Annotated in this window: 15 protein-coding genes; 10 read left to right on the forward strand and 5 right to left on the reverse strand. The window is 71.3% G+C overall.

Features of this window, described 5'->3' with window-relative positions:
- The 4 genes from OED52_RS02860 to OED52_RS02875 form a co-directional block, all read right to left on the reverse strand.
- Complete coding sequence (locus OED52_RS02860) at positions 1-1476, reverse strand: MDR family MFS transporter (RefSeq protein ID WP_264153190.1); 1476 nt, start codon at positions 1474-1476, stop codon at positions 1-3.
- 79 nt (positions 1477-1555) lie between these two features.
- A complete protein-coding gene (locus OED52_RS02865; RefSeq protein ID WP_264153191.1) occupies positions 1556-1984 on the reverse strand; it encodes an HIT family protein in 429 nt (142 codons plus the stop codon).
- Between the two features lie 22 nt (positions 1985-2006).
- On the reverse strand, positions 2007-2471 hold the full coding sequence (locus OED52_RS02870; protein WP_264153192.1) for an ArsR/SmtB family transcription factor: 465 nt from the start codon (positions 2469-2471) through the stop codon (positions 2007-2009).
- Entirely contained in the window at positions 2468-3589 is a 1122-nt protein-coding gene (locus tag OED52_RS02875) for a class A beta-lactamase-related serine hydrolase (RefSeq protein WP_264153193.1), read from the reverse strand. The genes OED52_RS02870 and OED52_RS02875 overlap by 4 nt, the downstream gene beginning before the upstream one ends.
- Before the next feature lie 133 nt (positions 3590-3722).
- Between OED52_RS02875 and OED52_RS02880 the strand changes: the two genes are divergently transcribed.
- The 4 genes from OED52_RS02880 (at position 3723) to OED52_RS02895 (ending at position 8754) form a co-directional block, all read left to right on the forward strand.
- A complete protein-coding gene (locus OED52_RS02880) occupies positions 3723-4388 on the forward strand; it encodes a nucleoside/nucleotide kinase family protein (RefSeq protein WP_264153194.1) in 666 nt (221 codons plus the stop codon).
- Positions 4389-4398: 10 nt separating this feature from the next.
- Positions 4399-5652 carry a phosphoribosylamine--glycine ligase gene (purD, locus tag OED52_RS02885; protein WP_264153195.1) on the forward strand — a complete coding sequence of 418 codons (1254 nt, stop codon included), beginning with the start codon at positions 4399-4401 and terminating at the stop codon, positions 5650-5652.
- A gap of 156 nt (positions 5653-5808) precedes the next feature.
- Positions 5809-7548, forward strand: a complete 1740-nt coding sequence (locus tag OED52_RS02890) for a CocE/NonD family hydrolase (RefSeq protein ID WP_264153196.1) — start codon at positions 5809-5811, stop codon at positions 7546-7548.
- Positions 7549-7578: 30 nt separating this feature from the next.
- Positions 7579-8754 carry a pyridoxal phosphate-dependent aminotransferase gene (locus tag OED52_RS02895; protein ID WP_264153197.1) on the forward strand — a complete coding sequence of 392 codons (1176 nt, stop codon included), beginning with the start codon at positions 7579-7581 and terminating at the stop codon, positions 8752-8754.
- Between the two features lie 4 nt (positions 8755-8758).
- On the opposite strand, the gene OED52_RS02900 is transcribed toward OED52_RS02895, so the two are convergent.
- On the reverse strand, positions 8759-10387 hold the full coding sequence (locus OED52_RS02900; RefSeq protein WP_264153198.1) for a GMC oxidoreductase: 1629 nt from the start codon (positions 10385-10387) through the stop codon (positions 8759-8761).
- A 108-nt stretch (positions 10388-10495) separates the two neighbouring features.
- Here OED52_RS02900 and OED52_RS02905 point away from each other — a divergent pair, with 108 nt between their 5' ends.
- From OED52_RS02905 to OED52_RS02930, 6 genes are all read left to right on the forward strand, one after another.
- A complete protein-coding gene (locus OED52_RS02905; RefSeq protein WP_264153199.1) occupies positions 10496-11125 on the forward strand; it encodes a TetR/AcrR family transcriptional regulator in 630 nt (209 codons plus the stop codon).
- Between the two features lie 103 nt (positions 11126-11228).
- Positions 11229-12650: an adenylosuccinate lyase gene (purB, locus tag OED52_RS02910; protein WP_264153200.1), complete on the forward strand. Its 1422-nt coding sequence runs from the start codon at positions 11229-11231 to the stop codon at positions 12648-12650.
- Between the two features lie 68 nt (positions 12651-12718).
- A complete protein-coding gene (locus tag OED52_RS02915) occupies positions 12719-13351 on the forward strand; it encodes a TetR/AcrR family transcriptional regulator (RefSeq protein WP_264153201.1) in 633 nt (210 codons plus the stop codon).
- Positions 13348-13776, forward strand: coding sequence for an HIT family protein (locus tag OED52_RS02920; protein ID WP_264153202.1), 429 nt, complete (start codon positions 13348-13350; stop codon positions 13774-13776). The genes OED52_RS02915 and OED52_RS02920 overlap by 4 nt, the downstream gene beginning before the upstream one ends.
- Before the next feature lie 4 nt (positions 13777-13780).
- Positions 13781-15382: an L-lactate permease gene (locus OED52_RS02925; RefSeq protein ID WP_264153203.1), complete on the forward strand. Its 1602-nt coding sequence runs from the start codon at positions 13781-13783 to the stop codon at positions 15380-15382.
- A gap of 99 nt (positions 15383-15481) precedes the next feature.
- Positions 15482-16525, forward strand: a complete 1044-nt coding sequence (locus tag OED52_RS02930) for a Dyp-type peroxidase (RefSeq protein WP_264153204.1) — start codon at positions 15482-15484, stop codon at positions 16523-16525.
- The last annotated feature ends 16 nt before the right edge of the window (positions 16526-16541 follow it).

The raw sequence follows: 16541 nt of genomic DNA on the forward strand, positions 1-16541 counted from the left end.
CTACCGGGAGACGGACACCTCGGGGTCGTCCTGGGCAGCCGGCGGCACGGGATCGAGTTCGGGTTCCGGCGCGCGCCGGACGAACAGCGACCCGACGACGGCGACGACGGCGATCACCGCCCCCCACACGAAGGCGCCGTGGACACCGTCCTCGAGCGCCACGGCCGGATCGGTGCCGCTCTCGGCGCCGGCGACCGTCGTGCGCGTCAGCACCGTGATGAACAGGGCGGTGCCCGCCGCGCCCGCGACCTGCTGCATCGTGCTCACGATGGCGCTGCCGTGCGAGTACAGACGCTGCGGCAGCGCACCGAGCGCCGAGGTCAGCAGCGGCGAGAACATCAACGCGAGGCCGATGTTGAGCACCACGTGCCAGGCGATGACCGTGCCCACGCCGGTCACGGCGTCGAAGGACGTCATGCCCCACATCGCGATGCAGGTGACGAGCGCACCCGGGGCGACCAGCGGACGCGGGCCGAATCGGTCGAACAACCGGCCCACGACATAGCCGAGCAGGCCCATCACGAGGCCGCCGGGCAGCAGCATCAGGCCCGTCTTCAGCGTGGACTCGCCCAGCACGTTCTGCAGGTAGATCGGCAGCAGGATCAGGGTGCCGAACAGCGACATCATGCTCACCGACACCAGCGCGACGGCGAGGGAGAACGCCGGGACGGCGAAGGCCCGCAGGTCCAGCAGCGCGTCGTCGCGGAGCTTCAGCTGGCGCACCACGAACAACGCCAGGGCGACCACACCGACGGTCAGCGGCAGCCAGGGCGGCAGCAGCGGATCACCCTCGGCGGCCTCACCCAGGCTGCTCAGCCCGAACACCAGACCGGCGAACGCGAACGCCGACAGCACCACCGACAGCGCGTCCAGCGGCACCGGCACCGGCTCGGTGACGTTGCGGATCCAGCTCAGGCCGAGCATCGTCGCGACGACCGCGATCGGCACGACCAGCCAGAACATCCAGCGCCAGCTCAGCTGGTCGAGCACCACGCCGCCGATGGTCGGGCCGACGGCGGGAGCGACCGCGATGACGATGGAGATCACACCCATCGTGCGGCCGCGACGCGCGGCCGGGACGACGTTGAGGACGGTGGTGAACAACAGCGGCAGCATCACGGCGGTACCGACGGCCTGCACCACGCGGCCGAGGACCAGCGCCCAGAAGACGGGGGCGGTCGCCGCGATCAGGGTGCCCACCAGGAAGCTGCCCATCGCGATCGCGAAGACGGTGCGCAGCGGCAACCGGGTGAGCAGATAGCCGGTCACCGGGATGACGACGGCCATGGTGAGCATGAAGGCCGTGGTGAGCCACTGCGCGGTCGCGGCCCCCACGGAGAAGGTCTGCATGAGACTGGGGATCGCGACGGACATGATCGTCTCGTTGAGGATGACCACGAAGGCCGCACCGACGAGGACGGCGATCAGACGTCCGGCTCGACTGTCGGCGGGGACGGAGAGCGGCTCGGCCGGCATCGGGGGAGTGGAAGGCACGAGGAGGTCAACGACCGGCCGCGGGAAGTTGTTCCCACGGCCGGTCGACGCTCCGGATCGGTCAGTCCTCGGGGACGAACTCGCCGTGTCCCTGCTCGCGCAGGGCGGCCTTGATCTTCTGCTGGGCGCGGTCGAGCGACTCGGGTGAGGGGTCCTTCTCGGCGGTCGCGAAGTCGAAGTCGCCGAGGCTGTAGGCGGGGAAGACGTGCAGGTGCAGGTGCGGCACCTCGAGACCCGCGATCATCAGGCCCGCGCGCGGCGCGTCGTAGGCGGCGGTGACCGCGCGGCCGAGGACGCGGGCCACGTTGTTCACCTTCGCCCACAGATCGTCGTCGATGCTCTGCCAGTGGTCGACCTCCTGCCGCGGGACGACCAGCACGTGTCCCTCGGTGAAGGGGTTGATGGTCAGGAACGAGACGACGTCGTCGTCCTTCCACACGAAGCGGCCCGGCAGCTCGCCGGCGATGATCTTGCTGAAGACGGAAGCCATAGGGGGAGGATAGGCGAGCGGATCAGAGTCGTTCACCGACATCCGCGGCGGCGACGGTGAGCACGAGCAGCGGCATCACCTTCTCGGGGGCGATGCGGTAGCGGTTGCGGCTCTCCTGCTCGACGACCTGCGCGGCCGACAGGGTCCTGAGGTGGTGGTAGAGCCGCCCTGACGAAGCCAGACCCGCGGCCTCCTGCAGTTCGGTGGCGGTCGCGGGGCCGCGCAGCAGGGTCCGCACGATCCCGAGGCGGGTGGGGTTGCCGAGCGCGTCGAGCACGGCGGCGACGGCGGTGGCGTCGAGTGCGAGGGCGGCCTGCGCGTCGTACTCGATGTTCCACCGCACGGTCCCGTCCAGCGCGACCGTCCCGCCGTAGCCGACACTCCCGGCGGCGTCCGGGGCCTGCTGCACACTCCCGGCGGCGGTGCCCTCGAGGATGCTCACCCGCCGCTCGAGATCCGCGAGACGGGCCTCGTACTCGTCGTTCACAGCGCGCAGCGTATCCGTTCCCGGACGTCGGGATCGGTGGTCGCCGCGACCAGCAGCTGCTGGTGCGCGTAGGACGCGGTCGCCTCCGCGTACTCCTCCGGGGCCATGCCGGCGGTGAGGATCACGGCGGTCGCGACCGTGCCGTCGGCGCGGCGGAAGGCGAACGCGTCGGTGAGGATGCCGGGCAGACTGCCGCCCTTGAACCCGAGCCCTTCGAAGCCCGGGGGAGCGGCCTGCTGCCATTCGAGGTGGGCCCGGGCGAGGTCGGCGCCCGCCCCGAACGAGCCCTCCGCGACGGACCGGTGCAGCGCCGCGAGTTGCACGGCGGAGCCGGTGTTGCCGAAACGCTGGATGCGGTCCATGCGGGTGAACACGTCCCCGGCCACGGGGGTCTGCAGGATCTGCTCGCGATAGGCCGGGTCGGTGGCGTAGCGGCGGGCGGCCTCCCACACAGCGTCGCGGTCGTCGAGTGCCGGGTCGAACATCGCGATGGTGGTGCCGAGCATCGTCGGTGGCTCGAAACCGTCCCAGCCGCCGCGGGCCGCGGCCTGGCGCAGCGCCTCGTCGCCGAGGCGGTCGCGCAGGTAGTCGGGCACGGCGTTGTCGCTCTCCCGGATCATCGCCGAGACCATGTCGTCGAGACGGACGGTGACGCCGGGGCGGGCCGGGGAGGCGGGGTCGCTCACGCCGAGCCGTTCGAGCGCGCGGGGGTGGGCGTCTCCGTCGGTGCCGGGCAGATACCACCGCTCCCAGTCGGCCAGGGGGACCGGCTCGGCGGGATCGAGGTCGCCGTCGGCCACCGCGCGGGCGTAGGCGGCGAGGTGCACGACCTTTACCGCGGACGCGAGGGGGTGCTGTTCGTCGGCGCGGTGCCCGAGGGTGCCGCCGGTGCCGTCGTCGAGCGCGAGGGCGACGGTGTCGGGATGTTCGGCGAGGTAGCCGATCCAGCCCTCGGCGGTGGTGACGTCGGCGGCGGGGGAGGTCTCGCACTCGACGGTGACCGGCGTGGGGGCCGGCCGGTCGTCCGCTCCTCCCTCGGTGCGCCCGGTGAGGGTGCCTCCGGCCAGGACGACGACGAGGCTCGTGGTTGCGGCGACCGTGCGGGTCCTGTCGGTCATGGGACCGTCCGTTCCTGTCGCGGTTCGTTTCTTCGCAATTCCGGACTTACGAAAAAACGATAGTGGTGTGGCTGCCGCGTGTCGAGGTCCGGACAGCGTTGCACCGCAACCCGCCCGCCGTATCGTCACCGTCATGGGAGGCGAGGAGAACGTGCGTGAGGCACCCCTGCGCACCCTCGTCGACGAACTCGTCACGCACGTCCTCGTAGGACTGCCCGGCGACCGGCGGACCGTCGTCGGCCTGTGCGGACCACCCGGCGCCGGCAAGAGCCGGGCTGGCGCCATGCTCGTCTACGCCCTCCGCCGCGCCGGGGTCGAGACCGGCCAGGTGCCGATGGACGGCTACCACCTGTCCAACCGGCAGCTCGACACCTTCGGGGCCCGCTCCCGCAAGGGCGCCCCCGACACCTTCGACGTCGCCGGCTTCCGCGCCATGCTCGAACGGGTGCGCACCTGCCGCGACGAGACGATCTACGCCCCCGACTTCTCCCGCGACCTCGACGAGCCGATCGCCGCCGTCCACACCGTGCCGCCGGGTGCGAAGGTGGTCGTCACCGAGGGCAACTACCTGCTCTTCGAGACCGGGGGATGGGAACGCATCCGACCCCTGCTCGACCTGGTGATCTACCTCGACGTGCCGCGGCGCACCCTGGCCCGGAGGCTGGTGCGCCGGCATCGGCACCACGGCCGCGACGACGACCGCGCCCGCGAGTGGGTGCGCACCGTCGATCTGCCGAACGTCGAAGCCGTCGTCCACACCCGTGGCCGTGCCGATCTGGTGTGGAGACCGGTCCCGTAGTCTGTCCTGCGTGCGCGTACTCGTTATCGGCTCCGGTGCCCGTGAACATGCTCTTGCTCTGGCTCTGTCCCGCGACCCCGGCGTGACCGCCGTGCTGGCCGCGCCCGGCAACCCGGGTATCGCGTCCGTCGCCGAGGTGTTCCCGGTGGACGCGGCCTCCGCCGAGCAGGTCGTCGCGCTGGCCACCGAGCAGAAGGTCGACCTCGTCGTCATCGGCCCCGAGGTGCCGCTCGTCCTCGGCGTCGCCGACGCCGTGCGTGCCGCCGGCATCCCGTGCTTCGGTCCGTCCGCCGCCGCGGCCCGCATCGAGGGTTCGAAGGCGTTCGCCAAGGACGTCATGGCCGCCGCCGGAGTGCGCACCGCTCACAGCGAGGTCGTCGACTCCACCGCCACGATCGACGAGGCGCTCGACCGTTTCGGCCCGACCTGGGTCGTCAAGGACGACGGTCTCGCCGCCGGCAAGGGCGTCGTCGTCACCGCCGACCGTGCCGCCGCCCGCGACCATGCCGTCGAGATCCTCGAGAACGGCCACCCGGTGCTGCTGGAGTCCTTCCTCGACGGCCCCGAAGTCTCCCTCTTCTGCCTCGTCGACGGCGAGACCGTCGTGCCGCTGCTCCCGGCGCAGGACCACAAGCGCGTCGGCGAGGGCGACACCGGCCCCAACACCGGCGGCATGGGCGCGTACACGCCGTTGCCGTGGCTGCCCGAGGGCACCGTCGAGCGCATCGTCTCCGAGGTCGTCGAGCCCGTCGCCGCCGAGATGGTCCGTCGCGGCTGTGGCTTCTCCGGCCTGCTCTACGCCGGCCTGGCGATCGGGGCCGAGGGCCCCGCGGTCGTCGAGTTCAACTGCCGCTTCGGCGACCCCGAGACGCAGGCCGTGCTGGCCCTGCTCGAATCCCCGCTGGGTGGAGCGCTGAACGCGGTCGCCACCGGCACCCTCGCCGATCTGCCGCCGCTGCGCTGGCGCGACGGCGCCGCGATCACCGTGGTCCTCGCCGCCGAGCACTACCCGGCCACCCCGCGCAGCGGCGACGTCATCACCGGCGCCGAGGGCGACACCGTGCTGCACGCAGGCACCAAGCTCCGCGAGGACGGCGCGCTGGTCTCCTCCGGCGGCCGCGTCCTCAACGTGATCGGGGTCGGCGACGACCTGTCCGCGGCCCGGCAGGCGGCCTACGACAAGCTCGCGACGATCAAGCTGCCCGGCGGTCACTTCCGCCGCGACATCGGTCTCGCCGCCGTCGAGGGTCGCATCTCCGTCTGACCCGAAGGCCCGGATTCACCCTCGGCGCTCACCTTGCACCCACCCGGTGCGTGTTGCACACTCGGTGCAACTTCGATGCCGGGGGGTGACTGCATGGGTTCTCGTGAACGGAAGACGGCATCGGACCCGACCCCGCTGAGACACCACAGCGTTGTCGTGTACGGCCTGCCGGACGACGTCGTCGTCGAACGCGACGTGCCCGTGCGCCTCGGGGACGGCACCGTCCTCCGCGCCGACGTGTACCGCCGCGCGGACAGCGACGAACCGTGCCCCGTTCTCGTGGCCGTGACCCCCTACGGCAAGGACACCGGGGTCGACGGATATCCCGTGGACTTCGACGCACTCGCCGAATCCGGCAACTACGTCGGCGCACTCGAACTCAGCGAGTGCACCTCCTTCGAGGCGCCCGACCCCGCCTACTGGGTGCCGCGCGGCTACGTCCTCGTCGTCGTCGACATGCGCGGTTATTTCTCCAGCGGGGGCCGCCCCCGGCTGATGCTCGGCCGGGCGGCCCTCGACTGCGCGGCCGTCGTCGAATGGGCAGGCGGTCAACCGTGGAGCAACGGGAAGGTCGGGCTCGCCGGCGCCGACTACCTCGCCACCCTGCAGTGGTACACCGCCGCACTGAACCCGCCGTACCTCGCCGCCATCGCCCCCTGGGAGGGCGTGAGCGATCCCTGCCGCGACATCCTCACCCACGGCGGCCTCCCCGAGACCCGCTACAGCGAGTTCTGGCACGGCGCCCTGAGCCGGGGCGCCCGCTGCGCCGTCTCCTCCCTGACCCGCCTCACCCCCTGGATGCTGCGCCGGTTCCCCGCCGCCTTCCGGCACATCGCCCCCGCACCCCGCCTCGAGGACATCACCGTCCCCGCCCTCGTCGGGGCGTCCTGGTCGGATCAGGGGCCGCGCACCCGCGGCTCGGTCGAGGGCTTCCGGCGAATCGGCTCGCAGCACAAGTGGCTGTACACCCACGGCCGCAAGATGTGGCAGACCTTCTACAGCAGCGACGCCCTCGACGTGCAGCGCCGCTTCTTCGACCGTTTCCTCAAGGACGAGGACAACGGCTTCGACGCCACCCCGCGGGTCCGCATCGAGACCCGCCACGACCTGCGCACCTACTCCGAACGGTTCGAGGCGGAGTGGCCGCTGCCGGACACCCGCTACGTGCCGTTCTATCTCGACCACGAGGGTTCGGAGCTGACGCCCACCCTCCCGGAGGAGCGTCGCTCCCGCCGCACCTTCCCGGTCGCCGGCGACGAACTGCACTTCACCCACACCTTCGCCGAGGACACCGAGATCACCGGGCACGCCGCGCTGCGGCTGTGGGTGCAGGCCAAGGACGCCAACGACATGGACCTGTTCGTCGGTCTCGCCAAGCGCGACGCGCACGGCCGCGACGTCTGGTTCGAGGGTCACAGCGGCTACGAGAAGGCCTACGCCGCGCACGGCTGGGTGCGGGTGTCGCGGCGCGCACTCGACCCGGAGGCCTCCACCGCCTACCGGCCGGTGCACGACCTGACGAAGTACTGGCCGCTGCTGCCCGAGCAGATCGTGCCGGTCGACATCGAGATCATGCCGCACAGCACCTTCTTCGAGGCCGGTTCCACGCTGGTGCTCGTCGTCGCCGGGCACGACCTCGACGAGAACCCCGGGGTCGGTCACGACCGCACGATCAACCAGGGCTTCCACATCGTGCACACCGGCGGCTGCTTCGACTCGCACCTGTTGCTGCCCGTCGTCCCCGAGCGCACCCCGGCCCCCGAGGGCACCGGGGGCGCCGCCGCGGACACCACCGCCGACCGGTCCGCGCCGCCGGCTCCCGAACCCGTCGTGGAACGGGTCGACCTGCCGATCGCCTGGGGTGCACTCGTACGACCTCAGCGGGTCCGGCTGTAAGAGACCGCCCGTCCGTACTACCGTCGAGCCGTGCGTCCCGAATCGAAGCGGTCGGATATCGAAACGTTCCACGTCATGGACGTGTGGAAGGCAGCCGCCGAGCGGCAGCGCACCCACGGCGACGTGCTGAGCCTCGCGGCGGGGCAACCCTCCACGCCCGCCCCGGCGCCCGTGCTGCGCGCCGCGGTGCGGGCCGTCGACGCCGAGCTCCTCGGTTACACGGAGACCTTCGGCATCCTGCCGTTGCGCGAGGAGATCGCCCGCTACCACCACGACCGCTACGGAATCGACGTCGATGCCGACGACGTCGTGGTCACCACCGGCTCGTCGGGTGCCTTCACCCTCGTGTTCCTCGCGGCCTTCGATCCGGGCGACAGTGTCGTCGTGGCCCGGCCCGGCTATCCCGCCTACCGCAACACGCTCGCCGCGCTCGGCTGCCGCGTCGTCGAACTCGACTGCGGCCCGGAGACCCGCTACCAGCCCACCGTCGCGATGCTCGAGGCGCTCGACAGCCCGCCCGCGGGGGTGGTGGTCGCCAGCCCCGCCAACCCGACCGGCACCATGATCGAGCCCGCAGAACTGGCCGCCCTGGCCCGCTGGTGCGACGAGCACGGCAGCCTGTTGATCTCCGACGAGATCTACCACGGCATCGAGTTCGGAACCCCCGGATCGCCGGAGACGTCCACGGCCTGGGCCACCTCCCGCGAGTCCGTGGTGATCGGCTCGGTGTCGAAGTACTTCTCGATGACGGGCTGGCGGCTCGGCTGGATGCTCGCCCCCGCATCGCTGCGCCCGGCGCTGCAGCGGCTCGCGTCGAACATGACGGTGTGCCCCCCGTCGATCTCCCAGTTCGCGGCGATCGAGGCGTTCGGCACCGAGGCCCGCACCGAACTCGACGGGCACGTCGCCCGCTACGCCGTGAACCGGGAACTGCTGCTCGAGGGACTGCCGGATCTGGGCATCACGAAGCTCGCACCCGCCGACGGCGCCTTCTACGTCTACGCCGACATCGAGCACCTGCTCGACGGGGAGAACTCGACGGCGTGGTGCGCGCGACTGCTGCACGACACCGGTCTGGCGCTGGCGCCCGGCGTCGACTTCGACACCGTGCACGGCGGGCACACCGTGCGACTGTCGTTCGCGGGCTCGACCGCCGACGTCACCGCTGCACTCGACCGGCTGGCGGGCTGGCTGCCCGTCGCCTGACCGGTCATCCGCGCGACGCGACGATCTGCGCGATGTTCCGTTCGGCCAGGGCGGTGATCGTGAGCGACGGGTTGACCGTGCCGGTGCTGCCCGGGATCAGCGCGCCGTCGACGACGTAGAGACCGGGATGCCCGTGCACGCGGCCGTAGCCGTCGGTGGCGTCGCCGAGCACCGCACCGCCGAGCGGGTGCGCGGTGAACGAGGCGTTGACGTCCGCGGCCACCGGTTCGGCACCCGGATAGGTGTTGCCCGCCTGGGCCATGCGGTTCTGCACCGCCCGCAACGCGTCGATGCTCGCCCGTTCCGCCCCGGCCGGCCAGTTCACGACCGCCCGGTCGGCGCCCGGGTCGTAGACCACGTCGGCGCGCGTCGGGTCGAGGGTCATGCCCAGCGAGGCGAGCATGCCGACGTCCTTCGCGGTGCCCGCGACGAACCAGTTCTCCAGGCTCAGCGGCATCCCCGACTCGTCGACGATCCGGGACGCCGACGGGGCGCCCTGGTCGCCGGTGAAGTTCTCGGTGAACGCGAGGGAGCGCACGAGCACGGCGTCGCCGTTGGTGCCCCAGCCGCGGCCGACCCGCTCGTCGAGATGCGCCAGCGAACCGGTGTGCCGGGCCTTGACCAGTAGTTCGGTGGTGCCGATCGAACCCGCGCCGAGCACGAGACGATCACAGGTGAGCGTCGTCGAACGCAGGACGTTGCCGAGCGGGTCGACGGCGTCGACGTCCACCCAGAACCGGCCGTTCGGCTCCTGACCGATGGCGCGGACGCGGTGCGCGTGGCACACCAGCGCGCGGCCGGTCGCCTCGGCGGCGGGGATGTAGTTCTGCGTGAGGTCGAACTTCGCGCCGTTGGAGTTGCCGAGATTGCTCTCGCCCGCCACGGCCGAGCGCCGCACCGAGCCGGCGAGTTCGGCGCGCACGATGTCCCAGTTCCACACGCCGTCGATGCGGTGCGGTTCGTATCCGGCGGCGCGGGCGTCGGCGTCCCAGCGCCGCGAGTGCGCGAACTCGCCGGCCCGGTAGATGTCGTCGGGCATCGGATCCAGGCGCAGCATGGACCGGACCTTCGGGTACCAGACGTCGGTCATCTCCCGGTAGGAGAGCCGGTCGCCGAACACGTGCTCGAAGAACCGCTGCTCGGGGGCGATCATCACGCCGGTGAACACGATCGACCCGCCGCCGACCGCGGCGCCGCGCCAGACCGACATGTGCGGGTAGTCCACCACGTCGAGCACCCCGGCGAAGTCGTCGCACCACACCGGGATACCCGTCGGGCCGGTGAACTGGGTGCGGTGGTAGTAGCCGCGGCCGTCGGCGAGCAGGTCGGTCGTGAAGATCTCGCGGTGCGGGTCGCGGGGCCATCGCAGCCCGCGTTCGAGCACGGTGACCCGGCTGCCGGCCTCGGCGAGCCGCAACGCGGCGACGCTCGCACCGAAGCCGGAGCCCACCACGATGACCTCCGAGTGCGACGGCGGGGTCGGCGGCGGAGCGAACAGTTCGGGGACGAGCCGGCGGTACTCGTCGATGCCGATGGGCAGGGCCGAGGCGCGGGGACGGTCGAGGCCGGGAATCCCGATCGCGGCGACTGCGGTGCCGAGGGCGGCGGCCTGGAGGAAGCGGCGACGTCTCATCCGGTACGGCTCCGATCGTTCGACATGCGCGGGCGGCGGCAATAGTACCGGCTGGTATGGAATCCCGTTCGCCCCTGGTGACGCGGCCGATGCTGTCACCATGAGACTGTGTCGACTGCTGCAACACCGAAAGGCGAACGGCGCCGGCAGGCGCTGGTCGAGGCCGCAGCCGACCTGATTCTCGAGGGCGGCATCGAAGCCGTGCGCCACCGTGCCGTCGCGACCCGCGCGGGGCTGCCCCTGGCCTCGACGACCTACTACTTCGATTCCCTCGACGACCTCGTCGCCTGCGCCGTCCACTTCAACGGCGAACGCGAACTCGAGGCGATGCGCGCCCGGGTCCGCGACATCGAGGAGCTGCCCCGCAGCCTCGAGGGCACCGCCGATCTCATCGTCGACCTGCTCATCGGTCCCGGCGAGGGCGACGACCGGCTCGAACGCGAACGGCTGATCTCCCGGTACGAGCGGTGCGTGGCCACCGCGCGCTATCCCGAGCTGCGGGCAGTGCAGGCACGGATGCGCGAGCAGGTCGACGAGCTGCTCACCGACCTGCTCGAACGCTGCGGTCGCGCGGTGCACACCCGGGACGTACGGCGGCTCGTGGCGGTGGTGGACGGCGCGGTCCTCGGTGGGCTGGGGGAGTCCGACCCCGATCCGCGCGCGCTCGCCCGCGGGATCCTGCTCGACGTCGTCGAATCGGTGGCACCCCCGGCGGAGGGCGCGACCGCCGAGCGGTGACCCCGGCAGCGTGACCACCGGCGGGGACGAACACCGCGGGTGAAGCGGGAGGGCGAGAGGTCGGACGGCGCCGGGACGGGACCGGACCGTAAACTGGCCTCTTGTGAGCCACATCCCGAACGTCCTCGCCACCCGCTACGCCAGTCCCGAACTGAGGGATCTGTGGTCGCCGGAGCACAAGATCGTGCTCGAGCGGCAGCTGTGGCTCGCGGTGCTGCGGGCGCAGGCGGAACTGGGCATCGAGGTCCCGGCCGAGGCGATCGCCGACTACGAGCGTGTCATCGACCAGGTCGACCTCGACTCGATCGCCGCGCGGGAGCGCGTCACCCGCCACGACGTGAAGGCCCGCATCGAGGAGTTCAACGCCCTCGCAGGTCACGAGCACATCCACAAGGGCATGACCAGCCGTGACCTGACGGAGAACGTCGAGCAGCTGCAGATCCTGCGCTCGCTCGAGCACGTCCACGCGCACGGTGTCGCCGTCGCCGCCCGCCTCGCCGAGCGGGCGAGCCAGTACTCGTCGATCGTCATGGCGGGCCGCTCGCACAACGTCGCGGCCCAGGCCACCACGCTCGGCAAGCGGTTCGCGTCCGCCGCCGACGAGCTGCTCATCGCCCTGAAGCGGGTGCGTGAGCTGATCGACCGCTACCCGCTGCGCGGCATCAAGGGCCCGATGGGAACCGCCCAGGACATGCTCGACCTGCTCGGCGGCGACTCCGCCAAGCTCGCGCAGCTCGAGGAGAAGGTCGCCGGGCATCTCGGCTTCGCCAACGTGCTCACCAGCGTCGGCCAGGTCTACCCGCGTTCGCTCGACCACGACGTGCTCTCCGCCCTCGTGCAGGTCGGTGCCGGACCGTCGTCGTTCGCCCACACCATCCGGCTCATGGCGGGCCACGAGCTCGTCACCGAGGGCTTCCAGCCCGGCCAGGTGGGCTCGTCGGCGATGCCGCACAAGATGAACACCCGCTCCTGCGAGCGCGTCAACGGCCTGCAGGTCGTGCTGCGCGGCTACGCCTCGATGGCCGCCGAGCTGGCCGGCGCGCAGTGGAACGAGGGCGACGTGTTCTGCTCGGTCGTACGCCGCGTCGCACTGCCCGACGCCTTCTTCGCCATCGACGGGCAGATGGAGACCTTCCTGACGGTCCTCGCCGAGTTCGGCGCCTACCCCGCGGTGATCGAGAAGGAACTCGTGCGCTACCTGCCGTTCCTCGCGACCACCAAGGTGCTCATGGCCGCCGTCCGCGCCGGTGTCGGCCGCGAGACCGCGCACGAGGTCATCAAGGAGCACGCCGTGGCCGTGGCGCTCGCGATGCGCGAGGAGGGCCGCGAACCGGACCTGCTCGACCGTCTCGCCGCCGACGACCGGCTGCCGCTGGACCGGGCCGCGCTCGACGCCGCCCTCGCCGACCGGGCGGTCTTCGCCGGTGCGGCCGAGGCGCAGGTCGAGGCCGTGGTGGCAGCGGTGCAGGATCTGGTGGCGCAGTACCCGGACGCGGCGAAGTACACGCCCGCACCGATCCTGTAGTCGACGAGGAAACCGCCTACCGGGGGGAGTGTTCGATGGGGGTAGCGGTATCAGCAGGGGAGAGAACAGTGTCGGTGAAGCCCGGAGGTTCGGGTCGGGTACGGGACGCTGCGCGCACGCGCACGGCCCTGTTGGATGCGGCCCAGGAGGTCTTCCTGCGTGACGGCTACGCCGCCGCGGCGACCGAGGAGATCGTCGCGGTGGCGGGGGTGACGCGCGGTGCGCTCTACCACCACTTCGCGAACAAGCGGGAGCTGTTCCGCGGGGTGGTCGAGCGCATCCAGAAGGATGCGGAGGAGACCCTCCTCCCGGAGGAGCCGGTCGGAGACCCCTGGGACGGGTTCAACCGTGCCGTGCTCGCCTCGCTCGACGCCGTCTACGATCCGGCCACCCGCCGGCTGTTGCTCATCGAGGCCCCGGCCGTGCTCGGCTGGGCGGAGGTCCGCGAGACGCACCGGCACTCGTCGCTCAAGGCCATCGAGCGGATGCTCGCGTCGCTCGATCCCGACACGCACGAGCGGTCGTCCACCCGCACGTCGGTGCTCGCGCACCTGCTCGTGGCGGCGGTGGAGGAAGCGATGCTGTACCTCGCGCACAGCGACGACCCGGTGCGGGACCGCCCGACCGTGCAGGCCGAGCTGCTGCGGCTGCTCGAGGCCGCCCGTCGTCCCGTGGTCGCCGCGGAGGCGCCGCTGTCGTGAGCAACTGCATCTTCTGCGCCATCGTCGCCGGGCGGGCCCCGGCCAGCGTGGTGCTCGACGAACCGGACGTGATCGCGTTCATGGACATCCGTCCGTTCACTCCGGGACACCTGCTGGTGATCCCGAAGCGGCACGCGTCCGGTCTCGCCGAGCTGCCACCCGAGGACGGCGCGAAGGTGTTCGCCGCGGGACAGCGCATCGCCGCCGCGTTGCGCGCGAGCGACCTGCCGATCGACGGCGTGAACATGTTCCTCGCCGACGGGGTCGCCGCCGGCCAGGAGGTCTTCCACGTCCACCTGCATCTCGTGCCCCGCCGGGCCGGGGACGGGTTCGGGATCGTCGCCCGCGCGCAGTCCCCGAACCGGACCGTGCTCGACGGCACGGCCTCCGCCCTGCGTGCCGCCGTGGAGGCGTATCGGTCGTGATGCGGTGACAGGTGCATACGTCCAGCCGATCGCACCGGTCGGCGCGTCCCTCGCGTGGTCGGCGCTGGTCGCGGTGCTGCCGCTGCTCACCATGCTGGTGCTGCTCGCGGTGTTCCGCTTCCGGTCGCACTCGGCCGCCGCGGTCGCGGTCGCGGTGGCGGTCGTCGTCGCCACCACCGTCTACGGCATGCCCGTCGGCTCCGCGCTGAGCGCCGGTGTCGAGGGTGCCGTCTTCGGTCTGTTCCCGATCATGTGGACGGTGGTCAACGCCGTCTTCGTGTATCGGCTGACCGTCGAGTCCGGGCACTTCGACGTGCTCACCCGCGCGTTCGGGCGGATATCCCCGGACCCGCGGATCCTCACGATCGTCATCGCGTTCCTGTTCGGTGCGCTGCTCGAGGCCGTCGCCGGTTTCGGCACCCCCATCGTCGTGTCGACGGTGGTGCTGATCGGAGCCGGTCTGCCGCCGGTGCGCGCGGCCGCGGCGGCGCTGCTCGCGAACTCCGTCGTCACCCCGCTGGGCGTGATGGGCACCCCGATCCTGACGATGTCGCGGGTGTCGGAGATCCCCATCGACGAGATCGGCCCGGTGGTCGCCCGGCAGGTCTGCCTGCTCGCGGTGTTCGTGCCGCTGGTGCTCGTCGCGGTGATCGACGGCAGGCGCGGTGTGCGACAGACCTGGCCGATCGCCCTGGCCGTCGGTCTGGCCTTCGGCGGCGCCCAGTTCGTGTGCGCGAGCTACCTCACCGTGGGGCTGAGCAACATCGCGGCGGCTGCCGCCGGGCTCGCCGTGCTGCTCGCGGTGCTGAAGGTGTGGCAGCCGCGCGGTGAGAGCCGGGAGCTCCCGGGCGAGCGGATCCACGACTCGCGGCGCCGCCGGGTCGAGGCCTTCGCCCCCTACGCGCTGATCGTGCTCGTCTTCCTGATCAGCCGGTTCGGCCCGGTCGCGTCGGTGCTCTCGGCGGCGAAGGTGTCGTTCGCCTGGCCGGGGGTCGACGTCACCACCGAGGACGGCCGGGTGCCCACGGCGGAGACCTTCACCTTCGATCTGCTCTCCGCGCCGGGCACGCTCGTGTTCGTCGCCGCGGTGCTGTCGACGCTGGTGCTGCGGGTCGCGGTCTCCGACGCCGCCCGCTGCTTCGTCGCCGCGGTCGTGCAGCTGCGCTGGTCGTTCGCGACGGTGACGGCGGTGCTCGCCCTGGCGTACGTGATGAACCTGTCGGGGCAGACCGGCACGATCGGCAGCTTCCTCGCCGGGGCGGGTGCCGCTTTCGCGCTGGTGTCGCCGGTGCTCGGCTGGCTCGGTGTCGTCGTCACCGGATCCAACACCGCCTCGAACGCGATGTTCGGCAGCCTGCAGGTCGCGGCGGCCCAGCAGTCGGGGCTCGATCCGACCGTGCTGGTCGCCGGGAACATGACCGGCGGCACCACCGGCACCCCTATCGCCCTGCAGAACCTGGCGCTGGTGTCGTCGGTGAAGGGATTGTCCGGCAAGGACGGTCTGCTCATGCGCCGGATCTGGCCGCTGAGCATCGCCGGGCTGGTCGTGCTGGCGCTGCTGGTGTGGTTGCAGACCACCTCGGTGCTGTCCTGGATGCTGCCCTGACACTGTCGTCCCCGGCGAATCCGTAGTGGTCTGTCACAACCCGCGGTCCGGCGGCGTGCCGCATATGCCGCATCGGTCCGGTTGATCTACGGTGAGCGGGTGGTTCGCGCACAACCGATACTGACGCCGCTCACCGAGGCGGCGATCTTCCTCGTGGTGACGGTCGACGACGGCGGGGAGGACGCGGTCCGCGACCTCCTCGCGGACCTGTCCGGGCTGCGACGCTCGGTCGGCTTCCGTATCCCCGAAGGTGGCCTGTCGGTGGTCACCGGCATCGGTTCGGCCATGTGGGACCGGCTCTTCGCCGGTCCCCGCCCCGCCGAACTCCACCCCTTCGTCCCCCTCGACGGCGGGAAGCACCAGGCACCGTCCACTCCCGGCGACCTGCTGTTCCACCTGCGGGCCTCGACGACCGACCTGTGCTTCGAACTCGCCGCCAAGATCAACGACCGGTTGCGCGGCGTCGCGACCGTCGTCGACGAGACCCACGGCTTCCGCTACTTCGACCGCCGCGACCTCCTCGGCTTCGTCGACGGCACCGAGAACCCGGAGGACGACGAGGCGGTCGACGCCGCGCTCGTCGGTGACGACGATCCCGACTTCGCCGGCGGCAGCTACGTCATCGTGCAGAAGTACCTGCACGACCTCGACTCGTGGAACTCGCTGTCGGTCGAGGAACAGGAACGGGCGGTCGGCCGGACCAAGCTCGACGACATCGAACTCGACGACGAGACGAAACCGTCCAACTCCCACGTGGCGCTGAACGTCGTCGTCGACGAGAACGGGCAGGAACGGCAGATCGTGCGCGCGAACATGCCGTTCGGCAGCTTCGGCGCCGGCGAGTTCGGCACCTACTTCATCGGCTACTCGTCGAGCCCGTCGGTGACGGAGCAGATGCTGCGCAACATGTTCATCGGCAACCCGCCGGGGAACACCGACCGCATCCTCGACTTCTCCACCGCGGTGACGGGTTCGCTGTTCTTCTGCCCGTCGCTCGAGTTCCTCGAAGATCTTCCGCCGGCGCCGGCGGACAACCCTTCCGAAGTCGGCACGGGTGTGCCTGCGCCGGACGCCGCAATCCGGCGTCCGAACTCGGACGGTTCACTCGGAATAGGTCCTCTGCGAAGGAGTTCGACACCGTGAACAAAAGGAGTTCGGC

Origin of the sequence: Rhodococcus sp. Z13, from assembly GCF_025837095.1 — a bacterium.
GTDB lineage: Bacteria > Actinomycetota > Actinomycetes > Mycobacteriales > Mycobacteriaceae > Rhodococcus > Rhodococcus sacchari.